Below are 22,112 nucleotides of genomic sequence, written 5' to 3'. Positions count from 1 at the left end.
GCCTTTCGCGGCGCGGTGGGTTGAAAATGAGAAATTCAGCACAATCCGTTCGCTATCTTGTAATAACAGGTAGCGTGTTATAAACAGTCTGTAAATGCGGGAAACGACATGGTCGACTCGATCCAAGTTCAACTGAGAAAAGGCGCACTCGACCTGTGCGTCTTAGCCGTGCTGTCACGGGGCGAGAGCTATGGCTATGAAATCGCCAGCACCTTGGTCGCGGCTGTCGGTATGGGTGAAGGCACGATCTATCCCCTGATGCGCCGCATGCAGAATGATGGCCTTGTAGCCACTCGCCTTGTCGAATCCAGCAGCGGGCCGCCCCGCAAATACTATCGGCTCACGCCGCTCGGTCAGACCGTTTTCGAGGCGCATCGCAACGACTGGCGCTCTTTTGCGGCCGCCGTCGACAAACTTCTTGAGGATTTATCATGAACAAGGATGCCTTTCTCAACACGCTGCAGCGTGGGCTTGGCGGTCTTCCAGCCGAAGAGATCGAAGAAATCATCTCCGACTATTCGGCCCATTTCGCCGAATCCGAGAGCCGGGGACGCAGCGAAGCGGAGGTGGTCTCGGCACTCGGCGACCCTGCCAGGATCGCGCGGGAACTGCGGGCGGATATCGGACTGAAGCGTTTCGAAACACACTGGAGCCTCTCGAACCTGATCGCTGCGGCCATGGCACTGGTCGGACTGGTTCTCATCGATCTCCTTGTTCTGCTGCCGCTGCTGATGTTTGCAATTCTGCTGACGGTCGGGGTTGCAGCCGGACTGGTAGCGATTGGCGCGGCCGGGTTGAAGGTCATCGTCACGGCTTTGCTCTTTTACTCAAATGACGTGTTGATTTCTCTGCTGGCGCGTTTGTGCATCGGCGCTGGACTGGTGAGCGGCTTCATTGGAGGCGGCGCTTTGCTTCTGATGGGGCTGGGAACCGGTATCCGCGTACTTGGCAACTGTGCGCGATTGCATTTCCGTCTGGTCCAGTCAGACCGGCCCGGCGACTGAGAGTGCAACCAAAGATACCGAAGGGACGAGACATGAGCCGTACACTGGCATTCATCGCGACGGGGGGACTGATCGGTGCCGCCGCCTTTCTGACGCTTGGAACCGTTCTTTCCGGGTCTGGCTGGGCCAGTGCAGCATATTTATGGAACGGAGGATCGACCTGCGAGCCTGCGAGCGGTACGCAGCAGCAGGTTACGCTACCTGTTGTTGCGGACGGCAAGCTGGCAATCGACTTGCCCGGCACCATCCACTACCAGCCAGGGGAAAAGGCGGAGGCTGTCGTCAGCGGCGATTCCGCGTTGGTCAATCATTTGCGAATAGCATCCGGCCGACTGGGCTTGGACTGCAATCCCGGCTGGTTTGCTTCCCGGCTCGACATCAAGCTCTCGGGACCAGCGATCACCAGATGGGATTTGCTGGGCAATGTCGACCTGACTCTGTCTCAGATCAACCAGCCAGAGCTTGAGGTTAACATCAAGGGTAGCGGGAATTCCTCTGCGACGGGAATTGCAGACGCAGTCAATCTCACCATTTCCGGCTCTGGCGATGCCCGGTTCGAAGGCCTGATTGCAAAGTCGGCGACGGTGACAATTCGAGGGAGCGGCAATGCAAAGATGACCGCACAGGTAGATGCGGATGTTTCGATTTCCGGTAACGGCAATGTCGAATTGTCGGGGCATCCGGCGATGCGGCGTGCAGAGATCAGGGGTAGTGGCCGCATCGTACAGGTACCGTGAACCACAAGGATGTCGATCCGGCTCGGCGGTCAACGTCTGCAAACGGCGCATTCCGGCCGAGTTGCCCCAAAATTTGTAAATTTCACGAGAAACCACTGGCTCTGAAAACGAAGGGAAACTTCTCTCGCAGAAATTTGTCGCAAAAGTCGGAGTTCTGCGACCGACTTTTGCGACAGTGGTATTCCACATTTAGGTTAGGGACTGGGAGCTAGCTCCCAGTCCTTTCCTTTTCGTCGATCGATGCTCAGGCGCGCTCGCGGCGCTGGCCGCCGCCATTGCGGGCGCCGGAGCCGCCGCGGCGATTGCCGCCGTTGCCGTCGCGGCGGGGTTCGCCGCCCTGGGCCTGCTGCGGGCCGCGATCTTCGCCGTGCTTGCGGGCCGGGCGGCCGTGGGCATGGCGGTTATTGCCGCGGTGATGACCGCTCGGCTCGCCATTGGCATGGTGGGCATTGGGGCCGTTATGGGCAGGACGCTGCGGCTTTGCCGCGGGGCGGAAATCGGAGGTCGAGACCAGATCGTTGTCGGGAGCAAGGTTAGGGGTCGCTTCGCCGCGGCGCTGGCCGCGGAAATCCTCGTTGCGGGCGGTGCGCTCGGGACGCGGACGACGATCGCCGCCGGCGCGGACTTCGCTACCTTCGCCTTCACGGCGCGGGCGGCGTTCCTGGCGGCTGCCGCGATGCTCGGAACGGTTCTGGTCGCCACGGCCTTCGCCGCGACCATTGCTTTCGCGACCCTGGCCGCCGCCGCGATTGCGGTTGTTGCCATTGCCGTTGCCGCGGCGAGGGCCGCTGCTGCTGATATGGGCCGGCGGTTCGCCGCCTGCGACCGTGATGTCGATGCCCATCAGGCGCTCGATATCACGCAGCAGCTTGGCTTCGTCGGGAGCGCAGAAGGCGATGGCGATGCCGTCGCGGCCGGCGCGCGCCGTGCGGCCGATGCGGTGGACATAGGCATCGGGCACTTCAGGCAGGTCGTAGTTGTAGACGTGGCTGACAGCCGGGATGTCGATGCCGCGGGCGGCGACGTCGGTGGCGATCAGCGTCTTGATGCTGCCGTCGCGGAAAGCCTTCAGCGCCCGTTCGCGCTGGCCCTGGCTCTTGTTGCCGTGGATCGAGGCGACGGAATAGCCGACGTTCTCGAGATGCTTCATCAGCTTCTCCGCACCGTGCTTGGTGCGCAGGAAGACGATGGCGCGGCCATCCGGGTTTTCGGTCAGCGACTTGCGGAGCAGTTCCGTCTTGTCATTCTTGCCGCCGACGAAATGCACGTACTGCTCGACCTTGTCGGCAGCCTTGCCAGGCGGCGTGACTTCGACGGTGATGGGATCGACCAGATATTCGCCGGCAAGATCGGCGATCGCCTTCGGCATGGTGGCCGAAAACAGCATGGTCTGGCGCTTCTTCGGCACCAGCTTGGCGATCTTGCGCAGATCGTGGACGAAGCCGAGGTCGAGCATCTGGTCGGCTTCGTCGAGCACGAGATAGCGCACCGTGGTCAGCGTGATCGCGCGACGGTTGACGAGGTCGAGCAGGCGGCCGGGTGTGGCGACCAGCACATCGGTGCCTTTTTCAAGCTGAAGCTGCTGCTTGTTGATCGAGACGCCGCCGACGACGACATTGATGCGCAGCGGCGACTTGCGGATGAACTTCTTCAGGTTTTCAGCGATCTGGTTCACCAGTTCGCGGGTTGGAGCCAGGATCAGCGTCCGCGTCGTGCGATTGTCGGGGCGCCGTTCGTCGGCAAGCAGCTTTTCGATCAGCGGCAGGCCGAAGGCGGCAGTCTTGCCGGTGCCGGTCTGGGCAAGGCCGATCAGGTCGCGGCCTTCGAGGAGGAGAGGAATGGCCTGTTCCTGGATCGGCGTCGGCGTTTCGATGCCGAGCTGGAACAAGGTGGCAACGATCGGCTTGGAGACACCAAGCGATTCAAAATTAGTCAAGGTATAACCTTTCGGGGCGCCACAATGACTATCGCCGGAACGCACCATGCGATCCGGTTTCATTCTGGCGTCAAGAACCCCGCGTGAAGTGGGAACTTGTGAGTTGGAAAAAGCTTTCCAGCGCTTCTGGCCGCTCATTGGGAGTGCGGCGCTCTATCGAAATGCGCTTTTGTCCCTTCTTCCTGCGTCCGTATTTTCTAGCAGGGGCACGCTCACGCGGCGGCCGGAAGGGTGAAAGCTGAGCCGCATTTGGGCTAGTTCTCTGTGAAAGTCAAGTGCAGTGCACAAGAAAGCCTCAGCCCGGGTCACGTCAGGGCATGACGAGGACGAAGCTTTCCGAGGCGCTTTCCGCCCCGTTGACGAGGATGGCGATGCGGTGTTCGCCAGGGTAATAGCGCCGTGTCGTGATCGGCCGCATGGTGTGGCGGCGCGTCATCGCGTGACTTTGCCCGGGCGCGAGCATGAGCGTCTTGCACTTGAAGACCTTGGGCGAGAGCAAGCCGTCGCTCTTCATATGGTGGATGGCGTAGTCGATCATCAACGATTGAGGGGCTTTGCCGGCATTCGTCACCCGGATTTCGAAATCCAGTCCTTCGCCGAAAAGCACTTCGCCGTTCAGGAGCCGTAGTTCGCATGCGAGCGAAGCAGTCGCGCCGAAGCCGAAGTTGGCGAGCGCCTGCGCATGGCCGTTCTTTAGAAGCGTGCGCGAGGCGTGCTTCAGCAGCCAGCGGCGTTCGCGGGAGGCTCCCTCGATGTGGCCGGCGATGAAGGCGGCGACCAGATCCGGATGATCCTTGGCGATGTCGTTCAGGCTGTTGGCGACGGAGCGGCGCACATAATCTTCCGGATCATCGATCAGTGCGGTCAGCACAGGCAGGATCGGCGCCGGGTCCTTGACGAGTTGCGGCAGGCGCATCGCCCAGGGAAGGCGCGGCCGCGTTCCCTCGCTTGCCAGCCGGCGCACATGCTGGTCGGGATCATCAACCCAGCCGGAAATGATGGCAAGCGCGCGTTGCTGATCGCGATGGATGAAGGGGCGGATGCCGAATTCGGCGGTGAAATGCGGTGTCAGCGCTTTCAGGAGGTCGAGGCCAAGATCGAAATAATCGGGACCGCGTGCTGCGATGAACTGGTTGACCGGTAACAGCATCCAGCCCGTCAGTCCGGGCTTGCCATCGGTGGGCAGGCTCGCCTTGAGGATGGCGGCGGCCTTCGGAAAATCATCGGGAAGCGTGGCAAACAGAGCGTCGCGGATCAGCGCCGAGCGCTCCATAAGCTCCCGCGCCCCAAGCCCGTCGGTCGCCAGCCATACGAAACGCTCGCGATCGAAGGAAGGCGCATTGGCGGCGATGCGATCGGCCATGTTGCCGACCAGCGCTTCGTGCAGCAGGGTCTTGAGCGGTTCCGGCATGCTGATCCTCCCTCTGTGCGAGGAAACGCATTGGACCGGCGCCGCCGGGAGGTCAAGCGGCGCCGGATGCGGTTCTCTATTCCGGGCAGACTTTGACGCGATAGGGCTCGCCCCAACGGTCGTAGCGCCATTCGAGGTGGCAGTAGGCCGGCCGGTAGTAGGTCCGGTAGACCGGGTATGGGCGGTATGCAGGGTAGGCGGGATAGACAGGGTAGGCGGGGCGGGCTGCCTCGGAGAGCAGGGCTCCGCCGACGACGCCGGCGGCCAGGCCGCCCCAGAAGGCATCACGCGGACGGGCATCGGCGGTCGTGGCGGTGGCGAGCGAGGCGCCGGCAAGGGTCAGCGCGATCAGGCCCGTCGCCATGGTCTTATGAAGAACGGACATATGCTATTTCCTTATCTAGACTGGCTTCCAAAAAGCCGTGTCCAGACTCGGCCCGGATCGCGGCGGCGCAATGGCCGTGCAAGCGTCGCCCGCATTAAATTTTCGTCATGGTTTCAACGGTTGCTGACATCAAGGCTGCCGCATTGCCACAGATAGCGGTGTCCTTTCAGTCTCGTGCAAGCTCGGGTCGGCAATGTGAGGTATCTTCAGCTGGTGAGCCGGCTCGTAAAATTCCGCTGTCGAAATTTATGGTTAAAACCTTGTTAAAAGCCTTGGCCTTATAGTCTTTGTAGTTGATATTTCATTCATTGCGGGAGCGACAATTTCTTGAAATCGGTCGGGGACATTCTGGAATTGGCTTGCCGCCGGATCGCTGATCTGGACACCCCGGCCTATGTCAAGAACAGCGAGTTGCGCTATGTCGCCGTCAACGAGGCCTATGCCGACTTCCTGGGCCGCGAGATTTCCGATTTCATCGGTCGGCGCAGCCGCGAGCTCTTCGACCGTCCCGAGGAAGAGGAGCGCGAGGATAGGGAACGCCGCGCGCTGGTGTTCGGCACCGAGGAAAACGCCATCTGCTTCGATGCCACAGGCCTCGGCCATGAGCGCATCCAGATCGAAAGCTTCTCGCCGTCGCCGGATCGGGCCTATGTGCTCGGCATCTTCGAAGTGCGCGAGCAACCGCGCCGCGCGGTCGACGCCAGGGGGATTGCCGGCGATCCCGGGATTGCGGCGGATTTCGCCCGTGTGCGCGCGGCGCTGGAGAAGCTCGATCATCCGATCGGTATTTTTGGCGATGACGGTCGCCCGCTGGTCGTCAATGCCGCCTATCGCGATGGTAGAAGGCCGGCGCCCGCCGGCGATTCGGCCTGGGGTGAGAGCGTCAACGAACTCGACGCTCTCCGTACCGTCCTGGAGGATCTGCCGGTTGCAGTCTTCGTGCGCGACGACGAGCACCGCTTGGTCTATGCCAACAAATATTATGAGACCTTCAGCGGCCATTCCCGCTCCGAGTATCTGGGAATGACCGAACATGAAATGTTCGGGCCGGAAGGTGCCGATGCGATCTACCAGGAAAACCTGCTGGCGCTGAGGGACGGCATTTCGGTGGAGCTCGAGAGCGAAATGCCGAGCAAGAGCGGCCACATCTATCCCGTCATCTCGCGCGTCAACCGCGTCATGACGGCGGATGGGCGAACCTATGTCGTCGGCTCCTTTTCCGACATCTCGCCGCTCAAGGAGCGCGAAAAGGCGCTGATTGAGTCGCGCAAGCAGGAAGAAATACTGCATCGGGATATCGAGAGCATTCTGCATTCGCTGCCGGTCGGCGTGCTGATCCTCGATAACGACCACCAGATTCTCTATGTCAACGACGAATTCTACAGCATCTGGGAGCTGCCGCTCGACGATCGCTTCGACGGCCGCCCCTTCATCGACGTCATCCGCCGCAATTTAGAGCTCGGACGCTACGACGGCACGCAGACGCCGGAGGAGATCTACGCCTTCCGCAAGCATCTGTTCGAGGCCGAAGTGCCTGAGCCGATCGAGCTCGGCTGGGCGGGGGGCAAATCCGTCATCTTCGACAGCCGCCGCATCTCCAACGACCGTATCCTGCTCACCTATGCCGACATCTCGGCGGTGCGCGAGCGGGAAAAGGAAATTCATGAGACCCGCGCCGCGCTCGAGCGGGTCGGCGAGATGATGCGCGATGCGACACATGCGATGTCGCAAGGTCTTGCCATCGTCCAGGACGGCATCATCAAGATGTCCAACGGGGCGATGGCCGATATCCTGCAGATTCCACCCGCCTATATCGAAGCCGGGCAGGGCTGGCTCGGCATGTTCGAATTTTGCGCGGCGCGCGGCGATTTCCACGATGCCGCTGCCGAAATCCTGCAGGGCTGGCGCGACAATATCGCCGCGAGGCTGCCGATCTCCACCGTCTTCCATGTCGGCGGCGAGCGCTGGGTGAACATGGATGCGACGATCACCAAGGGGCAGCATTGGGTGGCGCTCTTCACCGACGTCACCGAGCTCAAGAGCCGCGAGGAGGAGTTGCGCCATCTCTTGTCGCGCGCCGAAGCCGCCGACCGCGCCAAATCCGAATTCCTCGCCAATATGAGCCACGAGATCCGCACGCCGATGAACGGCGTGCTCGGCATGGCGGAACTGCTTGCCAAGACCGATCTCGATACGCGGCAGAAGACCTTCGTCGACATCATCGTCAAATCCGGAAATGCGCTGCTGACCATCATCAACGATATCCTCGACTTCTCGAAGATCGATGCCGGACAGATGAAACTGCGCAAGGCCGCCTTCGACATCACCGAAGCGGTGGAGGATGTGGCGACGCTTCTGTCCTCGCATGCGGCCGAGAAGAATATCGAACTCCTGGTGCGTGCAGCACCGGATCTGCCCGCCGCCGTGATCGGCGATGCCGGGCGTTTCCGGCAGGTCGTCACCAATCTCGTCGGCAATGCCGTCAAGTTCACCGAGCGCGGCCATGTCTTCGTCGATGTCGGCTTCGAGCCTGCTGCCGGCGGCGAGATCATGGCGAATATCCGCATCGAGGATACCGGCATCGGCATCCCGAGTGAAAAGCTCGAAACGGTCTTCGACAAGTTCTCGCAGGTCGATGCCTCCTCGACCCGGCGGCATGAGGGAACGGGCCTCGGGCTTGCGATCACAGCCGGGCTCGTCGACCTTTTCGGCGGCTATCTCAACGTCGAGAGCGAATGGGGCAAGGGCTCGGTCTTCACCGTCAACCTGCCGTTTGCGGTGGCAGCCGCCCGTGTCGAACCGAGACCGCTGCCGATCAATGTGCAGGGTGCCCGCATCCTCGTCGTCGACGACAATGACGTGAACCGACGCATCCTCACCGAGCAGCTGTCGCTTTGGGGCTTCGACGGCGTGGCCGCCGAGGGCGGCGGTACCGGTCTTGCGATCCTGGAGGCGGCGGCCGATCTCGGCATTACCGTCGATGCCGTCGTGCTCGATTATCACATGCCCGATATGAACGGCGCCGATGTCGCGCGCCGGCTGCGCGCCGATCGCCGTTTTGCCGAGCTGCCGATCATCTTCCTGACGTCGATGGATATTTCCGGCACGGAAAAGGAATTCGCGGCGCTGAACGGTCACGCGCATCTGATGAAGCCGGCGCGCGCCAACGTGCTGCGCAACACCGTCGTCGAAGTGGTGCGCGCCCGGCGCGTGAAACAGGCGTCGGAAGCCGAGGTCGCCCGGCTGCAGGCCGAGGCAGCCGTGCCTGTGCCGGCGCCTGTGCCCGCAGCGCAGCCGCGGGCGGCCGAATTCGTCGACGTGCTCGTCGCCGAGGACAACGAGGTCAACCAGATCGTCTTCACGCAGATCCTGCAGGGAACGGGTCTTTCCTTCCTCGTCGTCGAGAATGGCGCGGAGGCGGTCGCGGCCTGGGAGCGGCACGCGCCGCGCATCATCATGATGGACGTCTCTATGCCCGTCATGAACGGCCATCAGGCGACCCAGACGATCCGCGAACGGGAACAGGGCCGGGGCCACCGGGTGCCGATCATCGGCGTCACCGCCCATGCGCTCGAAAGCGACCGCGAACTCTGCCTCGACGCCGGCATGGACGACTATATGTCGAAGCCGATCAGCCCGGAACTGCTCGAGGAAAAAATCCGGCAATGGCTCGGGAAAGACGAACTGCAGCCTGGGCGCACCAGCTACTGATCCTTGCGGGGAAATAGGGCAATCACGAACGGCTTCCGTATTTGTCTTCAAGACGCGCGGCAACATCGCCGATAGGCTTGAGACGCCCTGCATCCGCGTCGGCGATCCCTCGGCCGATCGCCAGATCGAGCGCCGTCAGCCGATTTCCCCGCCTCGATTTCGCGAGCTCGTTTACATCGTTTTCGAGTTTCTGCCTCAGATTCTCGCCGCTTGCCATATCCACTCCTTTTCGGAAACTGTCTCGCAAAGCGATAGCCTTGGCAATATTGGCGATAGAAGCCGGCTAGCCTTATCGGGCGAACCGCTTGATGCCGCAGAGCATCTCGCGCTTGCCGGCAAAGCCCTGGCGGCGCTCGACGGCAAAACCGGCGGCAATGAGATTGCGACGCACGAAGCCGGCCGCCGCATAGGTGGCGAAAGTGCCGCCGGCTGCGCTTTTTTCACAGACGAGCCGCATCAGTTCTTCCGACCACATCTCGCCGTTGCGCGAGGGCGCGAAGCCGTCGAGATACCAGGCGTCGAAGCCGGGCTTTGCGGCGGCGACGCCGTCAAGGGCGCGGCCGCAGACGACGCTGAGCCGTGTCTGCGCATCGAGGTCGAGCGTGACGGTACCATCAGGCGTCTGCGGCCAGGTCGCCGTCAGCGCCTCGCGTTCGGCATCGATTTCAGGCCAGTGCGACAGCGCCCGGCCGATCTCTTCGCCGCGCATCGGGTGAAGCTCGAAGGAGATGAAATGCAGGTGCTGGCCGCCTATGCGGTGGAGCTTCCACTGCCGCCAGGTCTCGGCGAAGTTCAGGCCGGTGCCGAAGCCGAGCTCGCCGATCATGAATTCCTCACGGCCACTCCAGCGTTCCGGCAGGCCGTTGCCGGCGAGGAAGACGTGGCCGCATTCCAGCCGGCCGTCGGTCTGGCAATAAAAATGATCGCCAAAGGCGGTGGAATAGGGCATATCGCCGTCGCGCCATTCGAGCGGCTGCGGCGCGCCCACGCCAATCTGATCGGGGTTCACGTCTGTCATGGAAAAAGCCGATAATCCTCAGCCGGTCTCAGGTCAATCATCTCCAGAACTGCTGATCGTCGGCGGCGGCATCATGGGCCTTTGGGCGGCCGTCCATGCAGAGCGCCGCGGCATCCATACCCTGATCGCCGACGCCGGCAGATTGGGCGAAGGTGCGAGCGGCGGCCTGCTCGGCGCGCTGATGCCGCATATGCCGGACCGGTGGTCGGAAAAGAAGCAGTTCCAGTTCGATGCGCTGGTCTCGCTCGAAACCGAGATCGCGGTGCTCGAAGCCGAGACCGGACTTTCTGCAGGTTACAACAGGTCCGGGCGGCTGATCCCGCTGCCGAAGCCGCATCTCAACCGCATCGCGCGCGGCCATTCCGAGGATGCCGAACGCCACTGGCGGGCAGGCGAGCGCCGCTTCCACTGGCACGTGCTCGACAGGCCTGATGCAGATGGCTGGGTCGAGGCGTCCGCCGGCGAGAGCGGCTTCGTGCATGACACGCTTGCCGCCCGCGTCGCCCCCCGCTCGCTGATGTCAGCACTGATCGCCTTCCTGCGAGGGGCAAAACATGTGCGCATCCGGGAAAATGCTGTCGTCACCGATCTCGATCCGGATCGCGGCACGGCCGAGATCGGCGGTGAAACCATTGCTTTCGGCCGCTGCATCCTGGCCGCCGGCCATCAGTCCTTTCCGCTGCTGCAGGGGCTGACGCCAGGCTTGAAGCAGCCGCTCGGCCAGCCGGTGAAGGGGCAGGCGGCGTTGTTGAAGGCGGATATCGACCCGGCGCTGCCGACGATCTTCCTCGACGGGCTCTATGTCGTCGCGCATGAGGGCGGGCATGCGGCGATCGGCAGCACCAGCGAGAACCGTTTCGACGATCCTTTTTCGACCGATGCCCAGCTCGACGCGCTGATCGAGGCGGCGCGGGCGATCGTGCCAAGCCTTCGCGACGCTGCCGTCGTCGAGCGCTGGGCGGGGCTTCGCCCGAAGGCAATCGACCGGGATCCGATGATCGGCCGCTATCCCGATCACCCGCGCCTGATCGCGCTGACCGGCGGCTTCAAGGTCAGCTTCGGCCTTGCGCATCGGCTGGCGGAAGCGGCAATCTGTATCGCAGGCGATGCGGACTGCGGATTTTTGCTGCCGGAGAGCTTCGCGATTTCAAATCACATCGCTGCGGCTTCACGTTAAACGCGAATTAGTTCCAGCGTCGTTTCGTTATTCTGTCATGCAAATCACCTATCTGCTTGCGCATCGACAGCGCCTGAAGTCACCGGCGCTCACTTCCTTGATGGAGGAAATCGCATGCGTTATGCCATTTGCTTCACGCCTCCGGCGAGCGACCCGCTCTCGCTCGTGGCCGCCAATTGGCTTGGCCGAAACGTGTTTTCTGGTGATGTGACGGAGCCTCCGGCCATTCGCGGCCTCGGCATTCACGAAATCGCCTTCCATACGGCCGTGCCGCGGCGCTATGGTTTTCACGGTGTTTTGAAAGCGCCGTTCCACCTCTCCTCCGACGTGTCGGAATCGCAACTCTTGCGCGATCTTATGCGTTTCTCCGGAACGGTCCTTCCCTTCCGGATGCCGCGCCTCGAAGTTGCCAGGCTCGGCAATTTCTACAGCCTGCTGCCGAATATCCCCTGTGGGCAGATCCAGTATCTGGCCTCGGCGATCGTGCAGGAATTCGATCGTTTCCGTGCGCCGCTCAGCGAAGCCGAGATCGAGCGCAGCGATCCGGACGGCTTGTCGGCAGCGCAGTTCGCCAATCTGCATCGTTGGGGCAATCCATACGTGATGGAGGAGTTCCGCTTTCACATGCCGGTGACGGGCCCGATCAACGCGATCGACATGCCGCGCATCGAGCCGGCGCTGCGGACGATCTTCGAGCCTGTGTTGAGAGAGCCGATCATGGTTTCGAACGTGGCGCTGATGATCGAGGAGGGCACCGGCGGTCCCTTCCGCGTTCATTCGCTGCATCCGATGGGCAAGGTCAGCGCGCGCAAGATTGCCTGAAGTTCCGTGCGCTAAGGATTTGTTCCGTAAAGGGAAAATTCCGTTGCGCAGTTTCCGTCTCGACATTCCGGCTGCGGATGATACCGTTCCCCGTCTTTTTAGAAGGTGATTTGATGGTATCCGAGACTTATCCGCGCAATCTGGTCGGCTACGGGCGTCAGACGCCCGATCCACAATGGCCGGACGAGGCACGCATCGCCGTGCAGTTCGTCATCAATTACGAGGAGGGGGGCGAAAGCTCGATTCTCGACGGCGACCCGGCGTCCGAAAACCTGCTGTCGGAGATCGTCGGTGCGGCCGCCTGGCCGGGGCAGCGCAACCTCAACATGGAATCGATCTACGAATATGGCTCGCGCGCCGGTTTCTGGCGGCTCTGGCGGATGTTCACCGATCTCAAGGTGCAGGCAACCGTCTACGGGGTGACCTTGGCCATGGCCCGCAACCCTGAGGCCGTCGCCGCCATGAAGGAGGCGGGTTGGGAGATCGCCAGCCACGGCTACCGCTGGCTGGAATATAAGGATTTTCCGGAAGATCTGGAGCGCAAGCACATCCTCGAAGCCGTGCGTCTGCACACCGAACTCACCGGCGAGCGGCCTTACGGCATGTACCAGGGCAAGCCTTCCGACAACACGCTGCGGCTGGTTCAGGAGGAGGGCGGTTTCCTCTATTCCTCCGATTCCTATGCCGACGACCTGCCTTACTGGGTCAAGGGCGTCGACGGGAAACCTTTCCTGATCATCCCCTATACGCTTGAAACCAACGACATGCGGTTTGCGACGCCGCAGGGCTTCAACTCAGGCGATCAGTTCTTTACCTATCTCAAGGACGCTTTCGACACGCTCTATGATGAAGGCAAGGATGGCAGCCCGAAGATGATGTCGGTCGGCCTGCATTGCCGCCTCGTCGGTCGCCCCGGACGGGCGGCGGCGCTGAAACGCTTCATCGAATATGTGCTGAAGCACGACAAGGTCTGGATCCCGCGCCGCATCGAGATCGCAGAGCATTGGCACAAACACCATCAGCCGGACGCGCTCTGATGATGTCGCGCGAGGATTTTGTCTCCCGCTTCGGCGGCGTCTTCGAACATTCGCCTTTTATCGCCGAGCGTGCTTATGACGCCGGCAGCGTGACCGAGCCGCTGACGGCATCAGGCGTGCATGCGGCCCTTACGTCCGTCTTCCGCGCGGCAAGCCAAGAGGAACGTCTCGGTGTGCTCAATGCTCATCCCGATCTTGCCGGGCGCTTGGCAATATCAGGCGAACTCACCGAAGACAGCCGCAAGGAGCAGTCCGGCGCCGGTCTCGACCGGCTGAGCCCCGCCGAGCACGCCCGCTTCACCGAACTCAATTCAGCCTATGTCGAAAAATTCGGCTTTCCTTTCATTATTGCGGTCAAGGGGCTCGGCAAGGGCGATATCCTGTCGGCCTTCGAAACACGGATCGGCAATGGTCGCGACGAAGAATTTGCGACCGCGACGGCGCAGGTTGAAAAGATCGCGCTGCTGCGCCTGACATCGATGCTGCCGGAGGCCGAATGAAAGAGCGGCGCGCAATCGACTATCTCAACGAGATGTATGAGGCGGCATCCGAAGCGCTGTCTTTCGTCGGCGGAATGGACGGGGCGGCCTTCGCCGGAGACAAGCTCACCTTCAAGGCGGTTGCCTTTTGTCACTTCACCATAGGCGCCGCGGCGTCCCGCCTGCTGGTGACCCACCCGGAATTTGCCACCGAGCATCCCGATCTGCCCTGGACAAAAATCTGCGGCACCGGCAACCGTATCCTCGAAGACGTCTTCGATCTCAATCCTTCGGACATGTGGGAGGCGACATATCGCACGCTGCCGGAGCTTCTTTCCGGGATCGATGCCGTCCGTAACTGGCATGCTCAAGGCGAGTGAAACCATTGCCCGAATTTCTCGACATTCGCCCGCTCACCAGATCCGGCTTCGCTCCCTTCGGCGAGGTGATCGAAGCCGATCCGGCCTCGATGCGGCTGATCAACGGCGGCACGACCGAACGCTTTCATGCGCTGGCCTCGGCGGAAGCGACGGGCGAGGGCGCGCGCGTCATCATCAATCTCTTTCGCGGCCAGCCGCGCAGCTTCCCTTATCAAGTCGACATGATGGAGCGCCACCCCTTCGGCAGCCAGAGTTTTTCGCCCGTTTCCGGCCGTCCCTTTCTTGTCGTCGTCTCCGAGGATGAGGAGGGGCGTCCTGCCCGGCCGCAGGTGTTTCTCGCACGCGGGGACCAGGGCGTGAACTACCGCCCCAATGTCTGGCATCATCCGCTGATGGCGCTTGGCCAAGCCTCCGATTTCGTGGTTGTCGACCGCGACGGGCCGGGCAACAATCTGGAGGAATTCTTCTTCGAAACCTCCTTCGTCATCAAGGAGCCAGCCCCATGACCGGACTGACCACGCATGTTCTCGATACCGCTCTCGGCAAGCCGGCCGCGGGCCTCAGGATCGATCTTTTCCAGCTCGACGGAGATATCCGCAGACATCTGAAGACGGTCGAGACCAATGCCGATGGCCGGGTCGACGGCGGTCCCATTCTCGTCGGTGAAAATTTCCACGTGGGAATCTACGAACTCGTCTTCCACGTCGGCGAGTATCTGCGCGGCAATGGCACGCCGCTGCCGCATCCGGCCTTCCTCGATCTCGTGCCGATCCGCTTCGGCATTGCCGACGTCACGGCGCATTACCATGTGCCGCTGCTGATTTCGCCTTACGGTTATTCCACCTATCGAGGCAGCTGAATGAGGTTTGCCGCAATCGCCGATATCCACGGCAACCATCTGGCGCTCGAAGCGGTGCTTGCGGATATCCGCGCTGAGGGCATCGAGGAGATCGTCAATCTCGGCGATTTCTTCAGCGGGCCGCTGGAGGCCGGCCGGACAGCCGATATCCTGATGCCGCTTGGCCTAACCTCGGTTCGCGGCAATCATGATCGCTATCTGATCGAGCAGGATCCGGCCGCCATGCATGCCTCGGATGGCGCGGCCTATCGGCAATTGACGCCATCCCACCTCGATTGGCTGCGCAGCCTGCCGTTCGATTCCGTCTATCGCGGCGAGGCCTATCTCTGCCACGCGACGCCGAAGGACGACAATCTCTACTGGCTGGAATCGGTTTCGCCGGAGGGCTTCGTCTTTCTGAAATCGATCGAAGCGATCGAGGCGCTGGCGGAAGGCATCGACCTGCCGCTGATCCTCTGCGGCCACAGCCATGTCCCCCGCGCCGTCCGCCTTTCCGACGGCCGCCTGATCGTCAACCCCGGCAGTGTCGGCTGCCCGGCCTATGACGACGTCCTGCCTTATTACCACAAGGTCGAAGCCGGCCATCCGCTGGCCGGCTACGCCATTCTGGAAAAGACGGCTGCGGGATGGACATGGCAGTTCCGAACCGTCGTCTATGACCATATGGCGATGTCGGCACTGGCCGCCGAAAGGGGCCGGGCCGACTGGGCGGGCGCGCTGGCGGCGGGTTGGGTGAGATAGAGCATGATGCCGAAAACTGTGAGCGGTTTTCTCATGGCGTCATGCTCTAACTGTTTAATTTAGAACAGGATTCAGATTTCAGGCCGAACCGGCCTAAAATTTCCGTTCTAGTCCAGACCCGCCTGCGCTCCGATCAATCCTTCTTCGGGGGCGGAGGGACGATCGGCTTTGCTGGGGCTGCGGACGGTGTTGCCGGCCTTACCGGGGGTGCGGCAGGCGTTGCCGGCCTTGCCGGTTTTGCGCCATCGAGATTTCCAAGGAGGGATGAGATGGCATTGTCGCCCTCGAAGCCGGCTTCCTTCAGCAATTTGTCGAGGATCGGTTTGTTGGCCTGGTAGGAGAGGAGCTGGCCGGCCAGTCCTTCGCCGAGGCCGATGCCGTTTTCGCCGCCCGCGCCGTTTCCACGGCCGAGCATGCCACCGGTATCGAAGATCCTGATGTCGGAAATCTTCTCGATCGGCTTGACCGCCTCGGCGAGCGCCTCGGGAATGATGCGGATCCGCTCGCGGGTGATCTCGAACTCGATGATGGCAGCGCTCAGTTTGTTGCGGGCGTCGTTGAGCAATGCCTCGCTCTCGGCCGCGGCCTTGCCGGTTTCGAGAATACCCTTGGCCTTGATGATCGCCGCATCCGCCTCGGCGGTCGCGAGCGTCTTGATAGCCTCGGCCTGGTCGCTTGCCGCCTGTTTTTCGGCCTCGGCGCCGACGGTGACGGCGGTTGCTTCCGTCTCGGCTTTCTTGCGCGCGTCGATCACGGCAATCTGCCTTTCGCGTTCGGCGATCTCGATCGCCTTGGCGGTGCCGACCTTTTCCTCCGCTGCTATCGCCAGCGCGCGGGCCGCTTCCGCAGCCGCCTTCGCTTCGGATTCTTCACGGCTCTTATTGGCGACGGCGATGGCGCTTTCCTGCGCCACGATCTGCAGGTCGCGTTTGGCTTCGGTGTCACGCTGCTGCACGGCGCGGGCGGAATCGATGTTGGCGCTTTCGCGAGCCTGCTTGGCGGCTGCCTCGCGTTCGGCGATCGCCTGTTCGGAAGCGATGCGGGCTTCCTCCTCGGCGCGTTTTGCCGCCTGTTCCTGCTGCGCGGTTTCGGCGCGTGTCGCCGCGGATTTGTTGGCGATGTCGCGTTCCTGGCTGAGCTCGGCTTCCCGCTTCGTCCGCTCGATGGTCAGCGATTGCTGGCGGGCCTCGAGATCCTTCTGGGCAATGGCGACTTCGGTATCGCGAACGATCTCGTTGCGCTCCTTCTTGCGGCCCTCGGTGATGCGGGTCAATGCGGCAAGACCCTGCGCATCGAAGAAGTTGTTGGCGTTGAAATGCTTGATATCGGTCTGGTCGAGGCGCGTCAGGGATACGGATTCGAGTTCGAGACCGTTCGACTGAAGATCGGCGCCGACAGCCTCCTGTACGGCCTTGACGAAATCCATGCGCTGTTCCTGCAGCGCGTCGAGGTTCATCGTTGCGGCCACCGAGCGAAGGCCGTCGACGAACTTCGCTTCGATCAGGATGCGAAGCGCCTCGGCGTCATTGGTCCGGTTGCCGAGCGTCTGGGCGGCAAGCGCAATCGAGGAGGCATCGGGTTTCACGCGCACATAGAACTCGGCGCCGATATCGACGCGCATCCGGTCCTTGGTGATCAACGCATCACCTTCACCGCGGCGAACCTCGAGCCGCAGCGTCTTCAAATTGACCCTGGCGATCGAGTGGAAGATCGGCAGGACGACCGACCCGCCGTCGAGCACGACCTTCTGGCCACCGAGGCCGGTGCGCACATAGGCCTCATCGCGACTGGAGCGTGTGTAAAGAGAGGCGAGGACAAAACCGATGCCGAAGATCAGAACAATCCCAATGCCGGCTGGTAGAATAACGTCGTACATCATTGCTGGTCCCTCAAAGATTGATTGTCCGCATCGGTCGGGTCGACCAGCGCGGGAATGGCAATAAACACGTCTGCCGTGCGATCGACGAGAAGAACCTCAATGCCGATCTTGAGAGGTTCCTGCCCCTTGGCGGCTCTGGCTCTCAGCACATGCCAGTTTCCATGCTGATCCTTGACGCGGACGCGTCCCGGCAGTCCCTGATCGAGCGGGCCGATCGACACTTCGGCGGTTCGGCCGAGGAAACCATCGAGATCGACCACATAGGTTTCGTCGTGCGGCACGATCCGTGCCACGGTCCTGCTCGATGCCCTGACCAGAGGGAAGGTGACCACTATGGCGGGAACGACGGCAATGAAGGCGGGCAGTGGTGCCCAGAAGGCGCCGGCGACGGCCTGTATGGCAAAGCCCGCAATGGCGAAGAAGCCAAGCGCCAGCATCAGCAGAATGAGCAGCGGAACCCCGCCGAGATTGAGCCAGGACAAGTAGCCTGAAATGCCGTCATGTCCATGGAAATCCGGTTTTCCCAAAAGCTCCGTGATCGAAAATCCCATGACGGTCGCGAGCATCTCGATCGCGGTCAGGCCGGCCAGGATTGCGGCGGCGATAGCGAAGGGAGCACATTCGGGGGCGAAGAAAAGTCCCATCGGCGTTACCGATTGTCCGCTTTGAAGCGCGCGAGGCGTGCCTCGATCGCCTGTTCGCGGTGCAATCGGTCGAGCTCGTCCAGCTCCGAACTAAGGGCATGTTCGCCTGATGGAACACCGGTCAGCCGCGACACGGCCGCCGCAGCCCTGGCAGCATCGGCGCCCGGCGCCGGCCGGCTGTGACCCGCTGCGGCGTCTTCGGGATGTCTGGCGATGCTGCGCTTGTAGTCGGCAAGGCGGGCGTCCGCCTCGCGGCGGGTGGCGAGCACGGCCTGCAAGGCTTTCTGGCCGTCGTCCAACTGCTCCCTGGCATCGGCCAGTGCCTTATCCAGAGCTGCGATCTGGGATTCGAGATCGATCTGGCGGGCAACGCCGGCCTTTGCCAGGTCATCGCGCCCGGACGAGACAGCGAGGCGGATTTTCGCGTCGAGCGCCTTCATGTCCTCGACGATTTCGTCCTTGCGGCTCTGGATGCGATATTCCTCGGCGCGCGCCTTGCCAAGATCGGTGCGGGCCTCGTCCGCCGCTGCATCGATTTCGCGGATCGCCTGTTCGATGACGGCGATCTTGTTGACGCCTTCCGCCTTGTCGACCGCCGCATTGGCGATGCCGGCAATGAGACGACCCATGCGTGAAAGAATGCCTTCGTTCGTCATGTTTTCCTCCATCCGAGCGGAATTCGGCGTGACGCCGATATGAATCTCGTAGCGATCCTGACCGGCCACAAGGTAGGCCGGAAAAATACTCTCCCATCCCCTGGAATAACCCGCGACATCGAAGGGTACGGCAACGCGCCCATGCACCGTGGCGATCGTCAGATCCGAGGGGCCCTTGATGGCGAAGAGCTTGTCATCGAGCGGCAGAAGCGGCGGATCGGCGTTCGCGCCGCGATTGGCGGCGAAATCGCGAAGACCGAGTGTCACCAGCCGCGCCGGCAGGCCCGTCTGCTCGCGGACGGTTTCATAGGCAAGCTCATGCAGCACGACGAGGTTGGCGCCCGCCCTGTCGTCGATGCGTTCGCTCAGGATGTCGATCATCCTGCGATAGGCGGCAATAGTATCGTCCAGCGCCTGCCGGGCATGATCATCAGGCGCCAGCGTGTAGCGCAGCAGCGATGGGTGCGGTGTCTTGCCTGTGTTCGCCATAACACAAAACATAAAGCACCGCTTTGGTGCTTTCAAGATGTCGCGCTAAAAATACAACCTATGTTTAAGATGCCGTTAGAAGGATCGACACCGTTTCCGGATCACATTTGCCGATGGAGGAGCCGGCAGCGGATCGGCTCCGCTGCCTATCGGGTGGACGTCTGCGCCTCGCGAATACCGGCGCGGATACGATTGATGATCGTCCATATGAGAAGCAGAGCCACCACAGCCCAAAACCACGACGTCCATGCTGCAAACGTCCCGCCAACCGCGACAAAGATGCCGAGCGCGCCGAAAAGCACGGCACGGTCGCTCTTGCCCAGCGGCCCGTCGTAACGCCGGCTTGCGCCAACCGTTTGACCGAGAATGCCGGTAAATTCCGTCAGCGCGGAGAGGAATATGACTGATATCGCCGGCATCCAACCGTTCGGATCGATGAGGGCAAACGGCACATACAGGGCGACATCCGACACGACATCACCGATCTCGTTCAGATACGCGCCTAAAATGCTCTTCTGCCCATGTTCGCGTGCGAGCATGCCGTCGATGGCATTGAGGCCCATGCGCAGGAGAAACCACACAGGCACCAGCAGGAACCAATGCGGAAGCGGGGCGACGCTCAGAAAAAGGCCAAGTGCAACCGAGACGGCGGCAGCAACCGAAGTCACCTGATTGGCGGTGACGCCTTGTGCCGCAAGCGAGCGCACCAGAGGGCGAAGAATGTTCTGAAATCGAGACTTCAATTGATAAACAGACATGCTACCTCAGTGGAATTTCGTGGCAGTTGAACAGTCTATCCCGGCTCGGGCAGTGCAGATCGTCGTCGCTATGAGGACGGCCGCACTTCATAACGGTTCACGCAAAGGACTTACATTTGCAACTAGACTTTTGCAATGAAAGCAAATCACTGTGCTCACCAATGGATGCAACCTATCCACCCATCAGAATTGGAGAAGACCGTGCTGCAAACTGCCGATAGCGTGCAACCCGCCTCGACGGCCAGACCAATGCATGAATCCGAATTCGCATCGCATGACGGCACCCGACTGTTTTATCGGGCGTGGCCTTCGACGGGCGCTGCAGCGAAGGGCGCGATCATTCTTCTCCATCGCGGCCATGAACATAGCGGCCGCGTCGCCCATCTCCCCACCGAGCTCGGCCTCGATGATTTTGCCTTCTACGCCTGGGACGCGCGCGGCCACGGGCGTTCGCCGGGAGAGCGCGGCTACTCGCCATCCTTTGCGGCCTTGGCGCGTGATCTCGATTGCTTCGTCCGCCATGTCAGCGAGACAAGCGGTATCTCAGTCGAAGACATCGCCGTCATCGCGCAGAGCGTCGGCGCGGTGCTGGCCACCACCTGGGTGCACGATTATGCGCCGCCGATCCGCGCGCTGGTGCTCGCCTCACCGGCCTTCAGCGTCAAGCTCTACGTGCCCTTTGCCAAGGAAGGCATTGCGCTCTGGGAAAAGCTCAAGGGAACGTTCTTCGTCAATTCCTATGTCAAGGCGAAGTTCTTGACGCATGACCCCGAGCGCATCGCGTCGTACGAATCCGACCCATTGATATCCAGGCCGATTGCCTCCAACATCCTGGTGCAGCTCTATGAGGCGGCAGCCCGGCTCGTCGCCGATGCTCGCGCGATCACCGTGCCAACCCAGCTGCTGATCTCCGGCAGCGACTGGGTGGTGCGACACGCGCCGCAGCACCGGTTTTACGAAAACCTCGGCAGCCGCATCAAGGAACGGCACGTGCTTGCCGGCTTCTACCATGACACGCTCGGTGAAAAGGACCGCGCGATTGCGCTCGCCGAGGTCCGCCGTTTTATCGAGGCGCGTTTCGCCGAGCCCCGGGCGCCTGCCGATCTTCGCACCGCCCATGTCCAGGGCTATACCAAGGACGAGGCCGACCGGCTCGCGAGCCCGCTTGATGCGACATCCCCACGCGGCATCTACTGGGCGCTCAGCCGCCTCAACATCAAGATCGGCGCTCTGGTGTCCGAAGGCATAAGGACCGGGATCAGGACCGGTTTTGATTCCGGCTCGACGCTCGATTACGTCTACGAGAACAAGCCGCGCGGGCTCGGTCCCGGCGGGCGCTTGATCGACAAGGTGTTCCTCGAGGCGATCGGCTGGCGCGGCATCAGGCAGCGCAAGCTGCACTTGCAGGAGCTGATCGACCGCGCGCTGCAGCGCCTGAAGGCCGCCGGCCGCAGTACCCATATGCTCGACATAGCGGCCGGGCACGGCCGCTATGTCCTTGATGCCATCGAGACGGCTGCCGTCCGTCCCGATAGTGCGCGTTTGCAGGACTATTCCGCCATCAACGTCGACGCCGGCAGCAAGAGCATTGCCGCGCGTGGACTGAGTGATTTCGTGAGCTTCCGCCAGCAGGATGCCTTTGACGGCGAGGGGCTGGCGGCAATCACGCCGGCTCCGGATCTCGCCATCGTCTCCGGCCTTTACGAGCTGTTTTCCGACAATGCGATGATCGCCGCTTCGCTCGATGGGATCGCCCGGGCGATGCAGCCCGGCGGTCTGCTCGTCTACACCAACCAGCCATGGCATCCGCAATTGGAGATGATCGCCCGCGCCCTGACCTCGCACCGCGGCGGCGAGGCGTGGGTGATGCGGCGGCGGACGCAAGAGGAAATGGACCAGCTGGTCGCCGCGGCCGGTTTCCGCAAGATCGAGCAGCGCATCGACCAATGGGGCATTTTCACCGTCTCGCTGGCCGAGAGAGTCTGAGGG

The 22,112-nt window shown here is 62.0% G+C and carries 22 protein-coding genes; 13 read left to right on the top strand and 9 right to left on the bottom strand.

Features of this window, described 5'->3' with window-relative positions:
* Positions 1-108: 108 nt before the first annotated feature.
* From QMO82_RS17435 to QMO82_RS17425, 3 genes are read left to right on the top strand one after another with little or no spacing between them, the layout of a single operon-like run.
* On the top strand, positions 109-435 hold the full coding sequence (locus tag QMO82_RS17435) for a PadR family transcriptional regulator (protein ID WP_183607927.1): 327 nt from the start codon (positions 109-111) through the stop codon (positions 433-435).
* Complete coding sequence (locus QMO82_RS17430) at positions 432-1,004, top strand: DUF1700 domain-containing protein (protein ID WP_183607928.1); 573 nt, start codon at positions 432-434, stop codon at positions 1,002-1,004. Before QMO82_RS17435 ends, QMO82_RS17430 begins: the two co-directional genes overlap by 4 nt.
* A 32-nt stretch (positions 1,005-1,036) precedes the next feature.
* Positions 1,037-1,741 (top strand): DUF2807 domain-containing protein, encoded by a 705-nt coding sequence (locus tag QMO82_RS17425; protein WP_183607929.1) that lies wholly within the window; start codon positions 1,037-1,039, stop codon positions 1,739-1,741.
* Positions 1,742-1,985: 244 nt separating this feature from the next.
* Here the strand turns inward: QMO82_RS17425 and QMO82_RS17420 are convergent, their stop codons facing one another.
* From QMO82_RS17420 to QMO82_RS17410, 3 genes are all read right to left on the bottom strand, one after another.
* Positions 1,986-3,725 (bottom strand): DEAD/DEAH box helicase, encoded by a 1,740-nt coding sequence (locus tag QMO82_RS17420; RefSeq protein WP_183608348.1) that lies wholly within the window; start codon positions 3,723-3,725, stop codon positions 1,986-1,988.
* Between the two features lie 262 nt (positions 3,726-3,987).
* Positions 3,988-5,088, bottom strand: coding sequence for a DNA alkylation repair protein (locus QMO82_RS17415; RefSeq protein WP_183607930.1), 1,101 nt, complete (start codon positions 5,086-5,088; stop codon positions 3,988-3,990).
* A 76-nt stretch (positions 5,089-5,164) separates the two neighbouring features.
* Positions 5,165-5,473 carry a hypothetical protein gene (locus QMO82_RS17410; protein WP_183607931.1) on the bottom strand — a complete coding sequence of 103 codons (309 nt, stop codon included), beginning with the start codon at positions 5,471-5,473 and terminating at the stop codon, positions 5,165-5,167.
* A gap of 327 nt (positions 5,474-5,800) precedes the next feature.
* Here QMO82_RS17410 and QMO82_RS17405 point away from each other — a divergent pair, with 327 nt between their 5' ends.
* The gene (locus QMO82_RS17405) at positions 5,801-9,184 is read left to right on the top strand and encodes a response regulator (RefSeq protein WP_183607932.1); all 3,384 of its coding nucleotides are present in this window, start codon (positions 5,801-5,803) and stop codon (positions 9,182-9,184) included.
* 22 nt (positions 9,185-9,206) lie between these two features.
* On the opposite strand, the gene QMO82_RS17400 is transcribed toward QMO82_RS17405, so the two are convergent.
* Together QMO82_RS17400 and mnmD are read right to left on the bottom strand one after the other, a co-directional pair.
* Positions 9,207-9,401, bottom strand: a complete 195-nt coding sequence (locus QMO82_RS17400) for a type II toxin-antitoxin system ParD family antitoxin (protein ID WP_183607933.1) — start codon at positions 9,399-9,401, stop codon at positions 9,207-9,209.
* Between the two features lie 72 nt (positions 9,402-9,473).
* Positions 9,474-10,202, bottom strand: coding sequence for a tRNA (5-methylaminomethyl-2-thiouridine)(34)-methyltransferase MnmD (mnmD, locus tag QMO82_RS17395; RefSeq protein ID WP_183607934.1), 729 nt, complete (start codon positions 10,200-10,202; stop codon positions 9,474-9,476).
* Between mnmD and QMO82_RS17390 the strand changes: the two genes are divergently transcribed.
* The 8 genes from QMO82_RS17390 (at position 10,201) to QMO82_RS17355 (ending at position 15,697) form a co-directional block, all read left to right on the top strand.
* Complete coding sequence (locus QMO82_RS17390) at positions 10,201-11,379, top strand: FAD-binding oxidoreductase (protein ID WP_183607935.1); 1,179 nt, start codon at positions 10,201-10,203, stop codon at positions 11,377-11,379. The genes mnmD and QMO82_RS17390 overlap by 2 nt on opposite strands.
* A gap of 114 nt (positions 11,380-11,493) precedes the next feature.
* Positions 11,494-12,201 (top strand): DUF1045 domain-containing protein, encoded by a 708-nt coding sequence (locus QMO82_RS17385; RefSeq protein ID WP_180694426.1) that lies wholly within the window; start codon positions 11,494-11,496, stop codon positions 12,199-12,201.
* Positions 12,202-12,314: 113 nt separating this feature from the next.
* Positions 12,315-13,238, top strand: coding sequence for an allantoinase PuuE (puuE, locus tag QMO82_RS17380; RefSeq protein ID WP_183607936.1), 924 nt, complete (start codon positions 12,315-12,317; stop codon positions 13,236-13,238).
* Positions 13,238-13,738 (top strand): 2-oxo-4-hydroxy-4-carboxy-5-ureidoimidazoline decarboxylase, encoded by a 501-nt coding sequence (gene uraD / locus QMO82_RS17375; protein WP_183607937.1) that lies wholly within the window; start codon positions 13,238-13,240, stop codon positions 13,736-13,738. The genes puuE and uraD overlap by 1 nt, the downstream gene beginning before the upstream one ends.
* Positions 13,735-14,097 (top strand): DUF86 domain-containing protein, encoded by a 363-nt coding sequence (locus QMO82_RS17370; protein WP_183607938.1) that lies wholly within the window; start codon positions 13,735-13,737, stop codon positions 14,095-14,097. Before uraD ends, QMO82_RS17370 begins: the two co-directional genes overlap by 4 nt.
* 5 nt (positions 14,098-14,102) lie before the next feature.
* A complete protein-coding gene (locus QMO82_RS17365) occupies positions 14,103-14,603 on the top strand; it encodes an ureidoglycolate lyase (protein WP_183607939.1) in 501 nt (166 codons plus the stop codon).
* On the top strand, positions 14,600-14,956 hold the full coding sequence (gene uraH / locus QMO82_RS17360) for a hydroxyisourate hydrolase (protein ID WP_183607940.1): 357 nt from the start codon (positions 14,600-14,602) through the stop codon (positions 14,954-14,956). The genes QMO82_RS17365 and uraH overlap by 4 nt, the downstream gene beginning before the upstream one ends.
* The gene (locus QMO82_RS17355) at positions 14,957-15,697 is read left to right on the top strand and encodes a metallophosphoesterase (RefSeq protein ID WP_183607941.1); all 741 of its coding nucleotides are present in this window, start codon (positions 14,957-14,959) and stop codon (positions 15,695-15,697) included.
* A gap of 133 nt (positions 15,698-15,830) precedes the next feature.
* Here the strand turns inward: QMO82_RS17355 and QMO82_RS17350 are convergent, their stop codons facing one another.
* The 4 genes from QMO82_RS17350 to QMO82_RS17335 all read right to left on the bottom strand — a co-directional run bounded on the left by QMO82_RS17350 (position 15,831) and on the right by QMO82_RS17335 (position 20,123).
* Positions 15,831-17,576, bottom strand: a complete 1,746-nt coding sequence (locus tag QMO82_RS17350) for a flotillin family protein (protein WP_183607942.1) — start codon at positions 17,574-17,576, stop codon at positions 15,831-15,833.
* Positions 17,573-18,220 carry an OB-fold-containig protein gene (locus tag QMO82_RS17345; RefSeq protein WP_183607943.1) on the bottom strand — a complete coding sequence of 216 codons (648 nt, stop codon included), beginning with the start codon at positions 18,218-18,220 and terminating at the stop codon, positions 17,573-17,575. Before QMO82_RS17345 ends, QMO82_RS17350 begins: the two co-directional genes overlap by 4 nt.
* 5 nt (positions 18,221-18,225) lie before the next feature.
* Positions 18,226-19,365 (bottom strand): PspA/IM30 family protein, encoded by a 1,140-nt coding sequence (locus QMO82_RS17340; RefSeq protein ID WP_183607944.1) that lies wholly within the window; start codon positions 19,363-19,365, stop codon positions 18,226-18,228.
* Positions 19,366-19,511: 146 nt separating this feature from the next.
* Positions 19,512-20,123: a CDP-alcohol phosphatidyltransferase family protein gene (locus tag QMO82_RS17335; RefSeq protein ID WP_183607945.1), complete on the bottom strand. Its 612-nt coding sequence runs from the start codon at positions 20,121-20,123 to the stop codon at positions 19,512-19,514.
* Positions 20,124-20,324: 201 nt separating this feature from the next.
* Here QMO82_RS17335 and QMO82_RS17330 point away from each other — a divergent pair, with 201 nt between their 5' ends.
* Positions 20,325-22,109: a bifunctional alpha/beta hydrolase/class I SAM-dependent methyltransferase gene (locus QMO82_RS17330; protein ID WP_183607946.1), complete on the top strand. Its 1,785-nt coding sequence runs from the start codon at positions 20,325-20,327 to the stop codon at positions 22,107-22,109.
* The last annotated feature ends 3 nt before the right edge of the window (positions 22,110-22,112 follow it).

It is taken from the genome of Rhizobium sp. BT04 (assembly GCF_030053135.1).
In the GTDB taxonomy this organism is placed as follows: Bacteria; Pseudomonadota; Alphaproteobacteria; order Rhizobiales; family Rhizobiaceae; genus Rhizobium; species Rhizobium binxianense.
Note: the sequence above shows the minus strand (reverse complement) of the source record. Positions and strands in the feature narration are given on the sequence as shown.